At 44.1% G+C, this 13,025-nt stretch carries 16 protein-coding genes; 4 read left to right on the top strand and 12 right to left on the bottom strand.

The window, feature by feature from the left end; genetic code table 11:
• Positions 1 to 36 precede the first annotated feature (36 nt).
• From rfaE1 to ABWW54_RS05305, 3 genes are all read right to left on the bottom strand, one after another.
• Entirely contained in the window at positions 37 to 981 is a 945-nt protein-coding gene (gene rfaE1 / locus ABWW54_RS05315) for a D-glycero-beta-D-manno-heptose-7-phosphate kinase (protein WP_353410906.1), read from the bottom strand.
• Positions 982 to 999: 18 nt separating this feature from the next.
• Positions 1,000 to 2,328 carry a UDP-glucose dehydrogenase family protein gene (locus ABWW54_RS05310; RefSeq protein ID WP_353410904.1) on the bottom strand — a complete coding sequence of 443 codons (1,329 nt, stop codon included), beginning with the start codon at positions 2,326 to 2,328 and terminating at the stop codon, positions 1,000 to 1,002.
• A gap of 74 nt (positions 2,329 to 2,402) precedes the next feature.
• Positions 2,403 to 3,374, bottom strand: coding sequence for a lysylphosphatidylglycerol synthase transmembrane domain-containing protein (locus ABWW54_RS05305; protein WP_353410902.1), 972 nt, complete (start codon positions 3,372 to 3,374; stop codon positions 2,403 to 2,405).
• Positions 3,375 to 3,516: 142 nt separating this feature from the next.
• Here ABWW54_RS05305 and ABWW54_RS05300 point away from each other — a divergent pair, with 142 nt between their 5' ends.
• A complete protein-coding gene (locus ABWW54_RS05300; RefSeq protein WP_353410900.1) occupies positions 3,517 to 3,801 on the top strand; it encodes a peptidylprolyl isomerase in 285 nt (94 codons plus the stop codon).
• A 52-nt stretch (positions 3,802 to 3,853) separates the two neighbouring features.
• Here the strand turns inward: ABWW54_RS05300 and ABWW54_RS05295 are convergent, their stop codons facing one another.
• From ABWW54_RS05295 to ABWW54_RS05265, 7 genes are all read right to left on the bottom strand, one after another.
• Complete coding sequence (locus tag ABWW54_RS05295) at positions 3,854 to 4,180, bottom strand: AzlD domain-containing protein (protein WP_353410898.1); 327 nt, start codon at positions 4,178 to 4,180, stop codon at positions 3,854 to 3,856.
• Complete coding sequence (locus tag ABWW54_RS05290; RefSeq protein WP_353410896.1) at positions 4,177 to 4,887, bottom strand: AzlC family ABC transporter permease; 711 nt, start codon at positions 4,885 to 4,887, stop codon at positions 4,177 to 4,179. Before ABWW54_RS05290 ends, ABWW54_RS05295 begins: the two co-directional genes overlap by 4 nt.
• Before the next feature lie 124 nt (positions 4,888 to 5,011).
• Entirely contained in the window at positions 5,012 to 5,611 is a 600-nt protein-coding gene (locus tag ABWW54_RS05285; protein WP_353410894.1) for an HNH endonuclease, read from the bottom strand.
• 195 nt (positions 5,612 to 5,806) lie between these two features.
• Positions 5,807 to 6,853, bottom strand: a complete 1,047-nt coding sequence (locus ABWW54_RS05280) for a type IV toxin-antitoxin system AbiEi family antitoxin (protein WP_353410892.1) — start codon at positions 6,851 to 6,853, stop codon at positions 5,807 to 5,809.
• A gap of 118 nt (positions 6,854 to 6,971) precedes the next feature.
• Entirely contained in the window at positions 6,972 to 7,244 is a 273-nt protein-coding gene (locus tag ABWW54_RS05275; RefSeq protein WP_353410890.1) for a hypothetical protein, read from the bottom strand.
• 303 nt (positions 7,245 to 7,547) lie between these two features.
• Positions 7,548 to 8,102: a protein tyrosine phosphatase family protein gene (locus ABWW54_RS05270; RefSeq protein WP_353410888.1), complete on the bottom strand. Its 555-nt coding sequence runs from the start codon at positions 8,100 to 8,102 to the stop codon at positions 7,548 to 7,550.
• The gene (locus ABWW54_RS05265) at positions 8,083 to 8,535 is read right to left on the bottom strand and encodes a GNAT family N-acetyltransferase (protein WP_353410886.1); all 453 of its coding nucleotides are present in this window, start codon (positions 8,533 to 8,535) and stop codon (positions 8,083 to 8,085) included. The genes ABWW54_RS05270 and ABWW54_RS05265 overlap by 20 nt, the downstream gene beginning before the upstream one ends.
• A 255-nt stretch (positions 8,536 to 8,790) precedes the next feature.
• On the opposite strand from ABWW54_RS05265, the gene ABWW54_RS05260 reads away from it, so the two are divergent.
• Together ABWW54_RS05260 and lepB are read left to right on the top strand one after the other, a co-directional pair.
• Positions 8,791 to 9,099 (top strand): DUF1272 domain-containing protein, encoded by a 309-nt coding sequence (locus tag ABWW54_RS05260; protein WP_353410884.1) that lies wholly within the window; start codon positions 8,791 to 8,793, stop codon positions 9,097 to 9,099.
• Positions 9,100 to 9,229: 130 nt separating this feature from the next.
• Complete coding sequence (gene lepB / locus ABWW54_RS05255; RefSeq protein ID WP_353410882.1) at positions 9,230 to 9,889, top strand: signal peptidase I; 660 nt, start codon at positions 9,230 to 9,232, stop codon at positions 9,887 to 9,889.
• Positions 9,890 to 9,907: 18 nt separating this feature from the next.
• Here the strand turns inward: lepB and ABWW54_RS05250 are convergent, their stop codons facing one another.
• Positions 9,908 to 10,456, bottom strand: a complete 549-nt coding sequence (locus ABWW54_RS05250; protein WP_353410880.1) for a glutathione peroxidase — start codon at positions 10,454 to 10,456, stop codon at positions 9,908 to 9,910.
• Positions 10,457 to 10,516: 60 nt separating this feature from the next.
• On the bottom strand, positions 10,517 to 11,404 hold the full coding sequence (locus ABWW54_RS05245) for a LysR family transcriptional regulator (protein ID WP_353410878.1): 888 nt from the start codon (positions 11,402 to 11,404) through the stop codon (positions 10,517 to 10,519).
• 206 nt (positions 11,405 to 11,610) lie between these two features.
• Here ABWW54_RS05245 and leuC point away from each other — a divergent pair, with 206 nt between their 5' ends.
• Positions 11,611 to 13,020, top strand: coding sequence for a 3-isopropylmalate dehydratase large subunit (leuC, locus tag ABWW54_RS05240; protein WP_353410876.1), 1,410 nt, complete (start codon positions 11,611 to 11,613; stop codon positions 13,018 to 13,020).
• Positions 13,021 to 13,025: the final 5 nt, after the last annotated feature.

Below are 13,025 nucleotides of genomic sequence, written 5' to 3'. Positions count from 1 at the left end.
AATCTTAATAGCCAATTCCATAGTAATGGCTTAAATTCACTTTGCCAGCTTAGAAATAACTTCATCCACGCTAGCCACTGCCGTCCCCAGCTTGCCAACAACAATGCCGGCGACCGTATTCGCTAAGCTCAACTTTTCTTGATCACTAAAATCACTGACTGAAGCAAGCGCCATCAAGGAAATTACCGTATCCCCAGCACCGCTGACATCGTATACTTCCAATGCTGTGGCCGGAGAGTTAACCTGATCTCCGTTAGCGCAGAACAAGCTCATGCCTTTTTCGCTTCGAGTAACCAGCAGGTATTCCAACTCTAAATCACTTCTCAACTTGTGAGCTTTCGCGGAGAACTCCGATTCATCAGCGCTGACACCAGCAACGGCCTCAAATTCTTTCATATTGGGTGTGATTAACGTGGCCCCACGATATCGAGAGTAATCGCTACCCTTTGGGTCAATAATGACAGGAACATTGGCTTGCTTAGCCAAATCAATCATTCTGGCTACGTGTGTCAATCCCCCCTTTCCATAATCTGAAAGAACCACAACATCGCAATCGGCTATGGCTCTTGAAAAACCAGTCAGACATTGCGCTAACACTTCATCGCTTGGCTTTTCATCGAAATCGGCGCGCAGGAGTTGCTGATTTTGAGCAACCATTCTTAACTTCACGATAGTTTTAATAGATGGATCTATAACCAGCGATGTGCGAGCCCCATAGCGCTCAATTATCTTCTCGATCTCTCTGCCTGCTTCATCATCACCAACCACTGATAGCAGCTCACACTGTGCGCCCAATGACAGTATATTATGCGCCACGTTTGCTGCGCCGCCGGCACGCGCTTCCTCAGTATGTACGGCTAATACAGGAACCGGCGCTTCGGGTGAAACTCGGTCGACGCTGCCAAACCAATATCGATCTAACATCACATCACCCACAACAAGGGCTCTGATGTTAGAGAAATGATCGCTAGTTATTTGCATAAGTTCTATTATTGATCGCTAATTCGATCTTCCAATGCCATGATATTTGAAGCCATCACGCGACAATGCCGCTGGATCGTAAATATTACGACCATCGAAAATTAAGGGCTTCTTTAACTGCCTTTTAAGACGCTCGAAATCCGGGCTTCGAAACGTTTTCCACTCAGTCACAATCACTAAAGCATCTGCATCTTCAGTGGCCGCGTACATATCATCGACGAATTCAACGGAGCTCTTAACTGATTCCAACATATGAGCCGCTTCGTTCATTGCAACAGGGTCAAATGCCTTAATTTTCGCACCTCGCTCAACCAAACCATTAATAATAACCAGGCTAGGAGCCTCTCTCATATCATCTGTATTTGGTTTAAACGACAACCCCCATATCGCGAACGTCTTTCCAGTCAAGTCTTGGCCCAGTTGAGTATCGATTTTCTGCAAAATTACGTACTTTTGCTCCTGATTAACGGCTTCAACCGCATCGAGTATCTTGGCATCATAGCCTTGCTGCTTGGCCGTGCGGTGCAAAGCCTGCACATCCTTTGGAAAGCATGATCCGCCATACCCACATCCAGGGTAAATAAAATGATATCCAATTCTTGGGTCGGAGCCTATTCCTTGCCGAACGAGCTCAATGTCAGCGTCCAAGCGTTCCGCCAAATTTGAAAGCTCGTTCATAAACGAAATCTTAGTCGCAAGCATTGCATTTGCTGCGTACTTAGTCAGCTCAGCCGACGGGATATCCATCACGATTAGCCTCTCGTGATTTCGATTAAACGGCGCATAAAGCTGACGCATCAACTCAACAGCCCGCTCATCATCAGCGCCTACCACAACACGGTCTGGCTTCATGAAATCCTCAATGGCAGCACCTTCTTTAAGAAATTCGGGATTAGAGGCGACACTGAATTCAACGTCGACCCCCCTTATTTCCAACTCCTTAGCAATGGCAGCTCTAACTCTTTCAGCTGTCCCAACCGGCACAGTGGACTTAGTCACAATCACTCTGTGTTCTTGCAAGTTTTGCCCTATTGACTTTGCCACCGCTAAAACATGTGACAAATCAGCTGACCCATCCTCATCCGGCGGTGTGCCTACGGCGATAAAAATAATTTCAGCGTGATCAACAGCCTTTTTGATATCAGTTGTAAAACTTAACCTCTCTTGAGAAACACTTTGTTTCACCAATCGTTCCAATCCAGGTTCATATATCGGAATATTGCCACTTAACAGCATATCAATTTTAGCTTGATCTTTATCAACGCATAAAACTTGATTACCAACGTCTGCGAAGCAGGTTCCCGTGACTAAACCGACGTAACCGGTTCCAACGATTGAAATTCTCATAGAGTATTCTTTAATAAATTAGTTCGCAGCCAACCTCACGTCAGCAACGCCAAAAAAGATAGCGCAATAATAGACTATTCGTGCTTTTGCGTCACAAAAAATGGGTGTAAAACGCCCCCCATTAAGCCGTCTATCAGTGATTTAATACGCATGGTAAAAGCGATTGACAGCCCCAACGCCGGTGAGTACCCCATTAAAGCAAGAATTCCTGTATAGGAAGCCTCCATCAAAAATAGATTGCCGAAGGAAATTGGTAAATTCATCAACAACATGATGACCGGCGTGGCCAAAATCACATCAATCAACTGAACATCACTTTGGAATACTTTTGCGGTTACGTAAACATTGATGACGGCAACCACATAAAATAAAAAAGAGTTAGCAAACGCAAACACGATGGCTGAACGCGACTTACGGTAGGCTAGAATAGAATCCAATAGACTATCGATCTTCAGGAAAATTGGCTCCAGTTTAGGAATAAGCACAACAAACCATGATCTAACTTTATGGTAGGCTCTGAGATCTAGCACCAACCAAGCAATCAATCCTAGACCAAAAGAGAAAGCGACCAAACTCACTATTATGTACGCTGAATCAAACCTAGATAACTGAGCCAAAACGGCCATTCCAGCAAGCACCAGAAGCACTAACACTCCGGTGTACCGCTCGACGAATACGGATGCTAATGAATCTGCTTGCCGTCCACTGTACTTACCCAGTTCATAAGATCGAACTACATCGCCCCCCACACTAGTGGGCAATACTTGATTGTAAAATTGCCCGACAAGGTAATAGGAAAATATTCGCCAATACCCTGCGACTATTTTTTGCGACCTAATTAAGGCCCACCACTTAAAAGCCGACACCATATTAATCACCACGCCGACCAATACAGACACTACTAGCCAGTTCAGATTGGCACCTGAAAGCGTACTCCAAAGTAGTTGTCGCCCTTCCTGAGAGAACAAACCGGCTTGATTAACCAATACACCTAACAAGACAAAGGCGATGAAAATCTGGAGAAATTTTAGAACTGATTTATTCAAAATTTGGATTAACTAGTGAAAGACGTAAAGAATTCAATTTTAAATGAGAAATTTCCCACTTTTTTGTGGATTGTAACTGGGATTTAACCCTCAAAGTAAGTATTATCGCGCTCTTTCGAAAACCACCCAATTGTAACGTTTCATGACACAAGCATCTGCACGACACATATTAGTGTCGACTGAACAATCTTGCATAGATTTGCAAGCCAAAATTAACGCTGGCGAATTAACATTTGAAGCCGCAGCAGCCGAACACTCTCAGTGCCCTTCTAGCAAGCAAGGCGGGGATCTAGGAAGTTTCGGACCCGGCATGATGGTTCCTGAGTTCGACCGCGTTGTGTTCAATGAAGAAGTTGGTAAAGTTCATGGCCCAGTACAAACGCAGTTTGGTTATCACTTAGTGGAAATCACAAGCCGCGAAGGTTAGAAACAGGCACTACTCGCCCTAGACCTTGTACGGATCTAGGGCGTTACTCCAGTCAAATAGGCAGTACGAAGGATCGTAAAACGAAAAACAAGCTTGTACTCAACACAACCACATATAAGCTGGAAACGTTACTCAGACTCAATGCTCCCGCTACACAGGCCGCTAGTAAGTAATCTGTGCCCGCTGAGATCTGCACGTGCTCCGCATAGCTAACCTGGAAGACGATAGGCGTCCAAATGGCTGTTAACACCGCCAACCCTGAAAACCCCAAAAACCGTTTCTGCCTCTCACCCACTTTGTACTTCACTCCTTTAGCTAAGAAGATGAAGCGATTGAAAAAAGTGATAATAGACATCCCCAAGATCGTAAACCAAATCATGTCGACACCTTTGACTTAGAATCAATGAACATTAACAAACTGTAGCCGGTCACCATTCCAATAATCGTCGCAATTAATATATAGCTTTCGGAAAACAGTGGTTTCAATACAACGGATGACACACCAGCAACTAGTACCGTTACAACTTCAGGTTTGGATTTAATTTGGTCAAACGACATTGCGATAAACGTTGCCACAATCGCGAAATCTAATCCCAGGCTTTCGAGATCAGAAAAATAGCTGCCAGCAATAATGCCAGCGAATGTAGCGATGTTCCAAATCAAATAGAATGTAATGCCAGAACTCAGCGCAAACGTGCTTGAAAATGCCCCCTTAGCTTTTGTATGAGCCTCTGACACAACAAACATCTCATCAGTCAATACGAAAGCGATGCCCGCTCTCATTGGTAATTTAAGCGACTCTACGTGACTCCTAAACACCATGGAATAGAGTAAATGCCTGGCGCTGATCACCATGGTCGACCCGAATATTGAATGCACTGAAATACCGCCAGCGATCATACCAATACCAGATAGTTGAGCCGCACCGGCAAATACCAATAACGATAAACATTGGGCTTGTACGTTACTTAATCCGGCTTGAATCGCCAATGCGCCAGTTAGAATTCCCCAGGGTATTACGGCTAGAGAAAGTGGCAATATTGCTAACGCCCCTTCGCATACCGTGGGTAGGTTTCGGTGATTCATTAGTGGCAGGGGTTGGGTTACTATAAGTGGCTATAATAACAAAATCATCCAGCGATTTGAGACCTAAGCAAAAAAGCCTCAGCGAGAGCCGAGATGAATCAAATTGGACGGGGCTTTTGAACCCTTAATTGACTTTAGAACGCACTCTAAGTGGACTTTTCCTAGGAAAATGCGCACGTAAAAACTCCATTTGATCCGCTAAAATTCTACGCCCGCGAAGATAAATATATTCAGCGTGTGTCGGCTTAAAAGGCACAGCAAGCAACTGCATCCTTGCTTGCTCTGGTGTACGCCCCGCTTTGAAGTTATTGCACCTTTTGCATGATGTAACTACATTACTCCAAGTATCAGCGCCATTTTGAGATATGGGCCTAATGTGATCTCTGGACAACTCATACCGCGAAAACTCATTCCCGCAATACAAACAGCAATACCCATCTCTTGCAAACAGCGTTTTGTTAGACAGCGGAGGAGTGTAATTACTATGGTGTCGGAACTTGGCTTGAGTCTCTCCTTGGGTGGCGATAATTGAATTGACAGCAACACCACTTTGCTTGCCTGTCACGGAATTTCTGCCACCTCGAACCTTGTATAGTGTCTCACCACAACAATAGAGCACTTGGCCAAGATGGTAGCAATGAACCGCATCTTTAAAACTGATCCAGTCAATCGGCATTCCAGACGCATCCGTTCGTAATACCTGCTGGTTAAAGTCATATGGCATGTGCTCTACCCCTGAATTTAGATACCGCTAAATATAATCAGGCCATCTAAGATGTGTGCAGCGTCGCAGAGCATCAAAGACAAGACAGTTATGCCAGAAAGAGTCTCACGGCCTTCGTTAGCCTTTCGAAAGAAAGTTCCGGAACAAGTGTAAACCTAATGGTAGAAATTAACATGAAAATCAGAAAAGAAACCTTCACAAAAATTCTCGAGCAACTTTTGCAGCCAACTCTCGACTCTTAGGGTTCCACGAATCCATCAAACTAGCGTAGGTCAAAATTGGGTGAACCCTATTTGTAAACAAATCTTTACTCGACTCATGCCCCCAAAACTTACTCAGCACCTCGACTTGAATTAACCCTTGCTCAGCAATTTTTGCGCCTAACCGCTCGATTTCCGATGCAGGAATCAGCCCTAAGTCTCGTATAAATTGAGTCTGCTTATGCTTACCCACAAATACCTCGGCATTAGATGGTGTGAATTCCCTAACTGTTTTAGAGGCAGTGACATCGCCCCCTAACACACCTTCGTAACGGGATAAGTCAGCCGTCTTCCACCAGTTTGAGTCCTGAGTAAAATAACGCCCAAACGAGTACTTCTCTCTCAGAGCCGGGTACTCATCAACCCACATTTTCACGAGCTTAACGCGGAGGGCCCAAGCATATCGCCCTTTTTTGTAGGTAGTGAACCCCTGACTTTTTAGCTCTCGCAATACCCAGCCTATGGTACCCATAGAAACACCGGCATGATCAGCAATGCGGCGGTAACTGGAATTTAATAAGCTCTCATTAATCAACAGCGCAAGTATTACCCTCAACCCCGTTTCAGTGAATAGCTTTGAAGCCCGATCTAGCGCATAGCTATCACGCGGCTTCTTTCCCTGAATCAAAACGTATATCGGAGGTATGTTTAGGTACGCATTGCCAACATTATCTAAATAGTTGATGTTGGATTCCCTGAACTTTTCGGCCTCTTCATCATTAACATAATCAGATATTACAAGGTTGTCCGCACCATTAGCGGCGTCCAAAAGTTCTTGCATAGCCTTGCCGCTAATTCCTCCCTCCTGTAAGTGGGTAACTAAGTATTTCTTTATACTGTCGAATTTAACCCTAGCTTTGCTGGGTTTGCCTAGGTCATTTTCAGCCAGATCGGATAAGTCAGACCGACTCACTCGTCCAACCAACCCAGTCTGAAACTTCAATTGCTCTAGGGCACGGTTGACTATTGATCTCTCATTCATTTTTTATTATCAAGCACAGTAAAGCGCCAGAACACGATCCGTGCCCTGGCGCAATATAGTTTCTATTTCTAGAGTTTATTGACTGTAAACGCTAACGAAACATCGCAAGGAAAATGCGCTATTCTCCATTCCCCTTCTGCTCTTCTGCGGTCTTAAGTTTTGCCTCAAGCTCCTTTAATGCACGATATTCCTCATTACTGAGAAGCGCTTTTTCCGTATCCGTCATTTCAGACAGAAGCTTCACTGCCTGTTTCGTCTCGCCAGTCACAGGATCAATGTAAGTACGCTTAGTTTTATCCGCTGTCGCTTCCAAAGCATAGGCACCGGAAACGGCCATCATCATGATTAAACTTGAACTTAATAATATTTTTCTTAATGGTTGGGTAGTCATAGGTACTTCCTCATTTACTAATTTGGTTAAGATGATTTCGGCAATCACTAACGATCGAAAAGCCGAATGGTAGGGTTCGCTGTTTAGTAGCAGCGAGAGGAAGTTTAGACATCGGAGAAGATGGACATGCGTTTTCTAAAATGGCTTTAATAACTGAAGATCAGAGTATTACGAGTTTTTAAGACGGTCAATGATAGGCTGGCCGGTGAAAGCTACCACCAATCACACGTACAGGATAATCTTCAACTTTACGTATTATCAAAGACCATCTATCCAGTTACTTTTTATTAATATTATTCTCAGTCAGCTATCGTTTGTATCGGCTTCGTTTTCCAAAAAAGTCTTCCACACACCAAATGGCTCCCATATTTTGTGAAGATCTATCGACGCTTGCTTTGGTGTAAACCCCTGATATTCAATCCGAAAACGATAAAGAAATGCCGAAACACGCATATTAGCTGCGCAATGAACCCAGGCCGTTTGAGACTCCAGCTTGGCCATTATTTCAACAAAATTTTGATAATTTTGTTCTGTCGGCGCTTTGAAATCTACAGGCAGGTGAATGTAGTCCATGCCTAACGACTCTACTATTTGCGCTTCCCCGATAAGCGCGTTTTCAGCTGAACTTGGTGCTAGATTCACAACCGACTCGACGCCTAGACCCTTCATATTCTGAAATTGCTTTTGCGTGGGCTGTCCCGACGTATAGAGTTTCGGCTCCAACTGTAGAAAATTGTAAGCTCGTTCCGGCGCGCCGTTTCTGAATGAAAAACCCAAGTACTTTTCAAAAAGAGAGACAACATATCCTAGCGCCGACAAAACGGTATTCCAAGAATGATTAATCGATAGATTTTTCATTTACGCCTCCTTGTCTCTTTAGGTAGATATCCAGATCGCTCTTTTCCATCATAGTCTCCGGCCTCTCTAACTCATCAAATCCAAACTTTTTGTACAAGCCGTGTGCCCCTGCTGTCGCCAGCAACATTCTACGTAAGCCCTGAACCTCGGGCATTCGGAATGCATGCTCCATCATATCTTTGCCAACCCCTCGACCTTGATACTCCTCTAAGATAAAAACATCGGCCAAATAGGCAAACGTACTTTTATCTGTGATAAATCTGCCAAAGCCAACTTGATCTGAACCATCGAACATCGCAAAACACACCGAATTACGCATTGCTGCATCCACAACCTCCAGCGTAATGCCTTCCGACCAATAGCTTCGAACCAAATACGAATGTACAAGCTCTGCACTCATTTCAGTAGCGTCACTACTAAACCTTAACACCATCTTTAAAGCCCATCTAAATTTATCTAAAACTCTCTTTATCTAATGCTATTTTTTAATATAAAACAATAACCACGTAATCCCTCTCTGCACTCTAATTTTGCTATTTAACCCTTAAATCATCGAAAACCAGACTCTTTAAACCAGCAAATTCGTCACGACAGCCAGATCCGCGTACCGACCCCACCTAAGTACCTTTACTTAGTATCGACTTATTGATAGAACGAGCTACCGACTGCCTCAAATTGTGAAGAAACAATGCTTGTATTGAAACCAAATTGCGAATGGTGCGATAAAGACCTTCTCGCCAATGCTACTGATGCGATGATTTGCAGTTACGAATGCACTTTCTGTCGAGAGTGTGTTGAACAAATTTTAAACAACGTGTGCCCTAACTGCGGAGGTGGACTGTGTGAAAGACCTATTCGCCCTCAAAAACCACACCGGAAAGCACTCAGTTTAATCGATCAGCCAGCCGCTACCGAAAGAGTTAACACACCTTATTCTAAAGACCAATTGGCTGACTTCATAAACACCTTAAAGAAGGTTCCTCCCAACCAAAGATGATCAGACTAACGTGGAAGTAAAAACCATTGCCTTCTTGATACTTCAAAAGAGTTAAAGCTTGTTTAGCTAGAGCCTCTTTGTAAGACTTTAATCTACACTGTCTGTCTACCCCATGATAAAGGTCAGACAGATGAAACGTATTGATATCGCAACGTTGATAAAACAAAATAAGGACATTGTTCTCTTTTTGTTACTCATGATAATTTTTCGGAGCAGTTTCGCCGATATAAACAGGGTTCCAACCGGCTCAATGAAGCCCACCATAGTTGAGGGTGATCGCATTGTTATCAATAAGTTAGCATACGATCTTCAATTTCCATTGACCAATACCAAACTATTCAAACTTGCAGATCCTGAACGAGGGGATATTGTGATTTTCGAATCATCCATTTCGAAACAACGGTTAGTTAAACGTGTTATCGGCGTTCCAGGCGATGTCATTTCAATGCAAAACAACCACATTACCATTAATGACCAACGGCTAAGTTATAAGGATTCTTTGAGCTCAACGTCAGAGCAATATAAAGACCTACAAGAAGATTTACTTGGCACACTGCACCAAATTAGAATTCAAAACCACCAATCTTACCTGTCGTCGTTTGAGTCTCTCAAAGTTCCCAATGGGTATTACTTAGCACTGGGTGATAACAGAGACAATAGCGCGGATTCTCGCGTGATAGGTTTAGTCCCGAGAAATGAAATCATCGGGCGGAGTCGTCACGTTCTTGTTTCTTTGAACCCGGAAAGATTCTATTTACCCAGACCTTCGCGTTTCATCAAAACTCTGTGAGTTTGACGAAACGACCCGTCAATCCAAGCCTAAAACCTCGTCAATCGCGGCTATCAGCGGCTCGCCAATGATATTACTGGGGAAATGAGTTACGTGGTTACCATCAGCAGAAACCAGATATTTATTAAAGTTCCAACTCGGTGAATATCCAGTCGCTCGCGAAAGCCGCTGAAACATTTTGTTCGCTGACTCACCCTTAACTGACGAGGGCTCCAGCATCGTAAAAGTGACACCGAAATTTTTATAGCAAATCTCAGCCACACGCTCTGAATCATCGTATTCTTGCTTAAAATCATTTGATGGGAAGCCAATTATGGCTACTTTTTCGGCAAAATTATCATGCAATTCTTGCAGTTGGCTAAACTGAGATGTAAACCCGCATTGGCTGGCCGTATTGACCACCAAAAGAGCTTTCCCCTTAAACGCTTCACAGAAATCAACGACCTCCTTACTTCTCAACTTTTGGGCAGAAAAGTCCAGGAAATCGTGGCAATCGGCATTTGCCGAGAAAGACCACTGGCTCAATAACAGCAATAGACAAAGTAACGATCTGAATCTTTTTAACATGAATTGATAATCCTCAAACTTTTGCAAACTATATTACTCTTCGTACACAAGTAATGTAAATCAGACCTGCACCGATAACGCTCCATCGGACTTTATCAAAGTGGATAACGCGACCGCAGCGTTAGAAAGACTTCTTTTCGTATGAAATACTAAGCCTAAACTTCTTCGCAAATTCAGACCTACGTCGAGCACTCTGAGCTCCCCATCCTCCAACATGCTTTTTGGCAACAAGCTCCAACCGATGCCGGCTTGAACCAACATTTTCAAAGTTTGCAAGCTGTTAGTTTGCATTTGCAGCTTCATATCTATTCCATTGGATTCAAACAGTCTTTGCATAATTTGGTGAGTTTCAGTCTCTTTACTGGGCAAAACGCACGAATGTTTAGCCAAATCCGGAAGTGTTACTTTGGCGATTTTGCTCAGATCGTGCTCTTTCGACGCCACGATGAATAGATCATCAACCCACACTACCTCGGCACTTATCTTTTCCGGCAACACTTTTGGTAATGTGATTACGGCAAATTCTATATCGCCTTTTTCCACCGAACTAAATGCTTGATCAGAATCTTCAAAACGAATATCTAAATCAACTTCGGAATGACGCTCGTTAAAGGTTTTTAATATCGGCGGCATTCGATATAGCCCAATATGGTGCGATATCGATACTGCGAGATTACCACTGATGTCTTGATTTAGATTCGAGGCATAACGTTGCAACTCCTCAGCCTGATCAACCAATTCATGGGCCTTACTAAGCAGTTGTTTACCGGCCTCTGTTAAACTCACGGTTCTGGCGATACGGTTAAATAGAACAACCCCCAATTCGGCCTCTAAGGCTGCTACCCGCTTACTAACAGCAGGCTGAGTGATGAATAAGTGGTTGGATGCTTTTGAAAAGGATTTGTAACGCGCAACGGTAATAAACGCATTTAACGAAGAAATATCCACCGTAAAATCTACCCTATTTTAGTATTCCATTTTAGAATGGATATTATAAAAACAATGAATTTATATTATCAATGAATTTTGTTAATATCCATCTTAATCACTGAGTTGATAGTTCAAAAGATCAGCCCATCAGGCGAACACCATCTAGCAATATTTAAATTGAGAGTGGTTTCGCAGACCAAACACATTTTACTGAGAGGATCACCATGGCTAAAACCATGTATGAAAAAATCTGGGATGCACACTTTGTTCATCAAGAACCAGGCCAAGCGGCATTGCTGTATGTCGATCGACATCTGATGCACGAGGTCACCTCCCCGCAGGCGTTTGAGGGTCTAAAAATTGCTCAACGAGGAATTCGTAACCCTCACAGTATCTTGGCAACCTTGGACCACTGCGTGCCCACTAAGATTGCAGACCGGCTAAATTTGCCTGATCCAATTGGCGCTAAGCAAGTTCAAACCATGATGGACAATTGTGAAGAACATGGCTTAACGTTGTACGACATGCAAAGCAAAAATAATGGCGTTATACATGTCGTAGTGCCCGAACATGGCTTTGTGCACCCAGGGATGACCACTGTTTGTGGTGATAGTCATACCGCTACTCACGGAGCATTCGGTGCGCTCGCGTTTGGTATTGGCACCTCTGAGGTCGAGCACGTGATGGCAACCCAAACCTTACCTCAATCGAAATCCAAAACGATGCTGGTTAAGGTAGACGGCAAACTGTCTAAGTTCAGCACCGCTAAAGACATTGCGCTCGCCATCATTGGAAAAATCGGCACCGCCGGTGGAAATGGGTATGTTATTGAATACGCCGGTGACGCAATACAAGCACTGTCGATGGAAGGCAGAATGACTTTGTGTAATATGGCCATTGAAAGTGGAGCTCGAGCTGGCCTTGTCGCTCCTGATCAAAAAACCTATGATTTTCTTGAAGGAAAAGAATTCTCTCCTCATGGCGATGCTTGGGAACAAGCGTTGTCGTACTGGAAAACATTACCCAGTGACTCGGACGCGGCATTCGACTTAACCATCGAATTAGATGCGGCTGACATAGCCCCTCAAGTAACTTGGGGTACATCCCCTGAACAAGTTGTACCCGTTAATTCGAGTGTCCCCTCTCCTAACGATTTTGAAAATGAAGGCAAGGGTATAGCATGCAAAAGCGCACTGGATTACATGGGGCTCGACTCTGGCACACCCATGACCGATGTGGAAATTGACTTTGTCTTTCTCGGATCATGTACCAACTCTCGTATTGAAGATTTCCGAGCCGCGGCTGAAGTAGCTAAGGGCACTCAGGTACCAAGTCGTGTCACGGCAATCGCAGTTCCTGGATCGTACATGGTCAAAGAACAGGCTGAAAAAGAAGGCTTGGATAAAGTATTTACTGACGCCGGCTGGGAATGGCGTGAGCCAGGTTGCTCCATGTGTCTGGCAATGAATGGCGACCAATTGAAGCCTGGTGAGCGATGCGCCTCCACCTCAAATCGTAACTTCGAGGGCCGTCAAGGTAAGGGAGGACGAACCCACCTTGTCTCTCCTGCGATGGCGGCCGCGGCCGCGGCTGCAGGTCGTTTCGTCGACATACGCGAATTAGAACAGAATTAACCTGG

Origin of the sequence: Arenicella sp. 4NH20-0111, assembly GCF_040366405.1 — a bacterium.
Lineage (GTDB): Bacteria > Pseudomonadota > Gammaproteobacteria > Arenicellales > Arenicellaceae > Arenicella.
This window is presented reverse-complemented; position numbering and strand designations above follow the sequence as displayed.

Bases quoted from the DNA above. Each gene is read 5' to 3' on its own strand.
- rfaE1 (WP_353410906.1), bottom strand. From the start codon at position 981: ATGCAAATAACTAGCGATCATTTCTCTAACATCAGAGCCCTTGTTGTG.
- ABWW54_RS05310 (WP_353410904.1), bottom strand. From the start codon at position 2,328: ATGAGAATTTCAATCGTTGGAACCGGTTACGTCGGTTTAGTCACGGGA.
- ABWW54_RS05300 (WP_353410900.1), top strand. From the start codon at position 3,517: ATGACACAAGCATCTGCACGACACATATTAGTGTCGACTGAACAATCT.
- ABWW54_RS05295 (WP_353410898.1), bottom strand. From the start codon at position 4,180: ATGATTTGGTTTACGATCTTGGGGATGTCTATTATCACTTTTTTCAAT.
- ABWW54_RS05290 (WP_353410896.1), bottom strand. From the start codon at position 4,887: ATGAATCACCGAAACCTACCCACGGTATGCGAAGGGGCGTTAGCAATA.
- ABWW54_RS05285 (WP_353410894.1), bottom strand. From the start codon at position 5,611: ATGCCATATGACTTTAACCAGCAGGTATTACGAACGGATGCGTCTGGA.
- ABWW54_RS05280 (WP_353410892.1), bottom strand. From the start codon at position 6,853: ATGAATGAGAGATCAATAGTCAACCGTGCCCTAGAGCAATTGAAGTTT.
- ABWW54_RS05275 (WP_353410890.1), bottom strand. From the start codon at position 7,244: ATGACTACCCAACCATTAAGAAAAATATTATTAAGTTCAAGTTTAATC.
- ABWW54_RS05270 (WP_353410888.1), bottom strand. From the start codon at position 8,102: ATGAAAAATCTATCGATTAATCATTCTTGGAATACCGTTTTGTCGGCG.
- ABWW54_RS05265 (WP_353410886.1), bottom strand. From the start codon at position 8,535: ATGGTGTTAAGGTTTAGTAGTGACGCTACTGAAATGAGTGCAGAGCTT.
- ABWW54_RS05260 (WP_353410884.1), top strand. From the start codon at position 8,791: ATGCTTGTATTGAAACCAAATTGCGAATGGTGCGATAAAGACCTTCTC.
- lepB (WP_353410882.1), top strand. From the start codon at position 9,230: ATGAAACGTATTGATATCGCAACGTTGATAAAACAAAATAAGGACATT.
- ABWW54_RS05250 (WP_353410880.1), bottom strand. From the start codon at position 10,456: ATGTTAAAAAGATTCAGATCGTTACTTTGTCTATTGCTGTTATTGAGC.
- leuC (WP_353410876.1), top strand. From the start codon at position 11,611: ATGGCTAAAACCATGTATGAAAAAATCTGGGATGCACACTTTGTTCAT.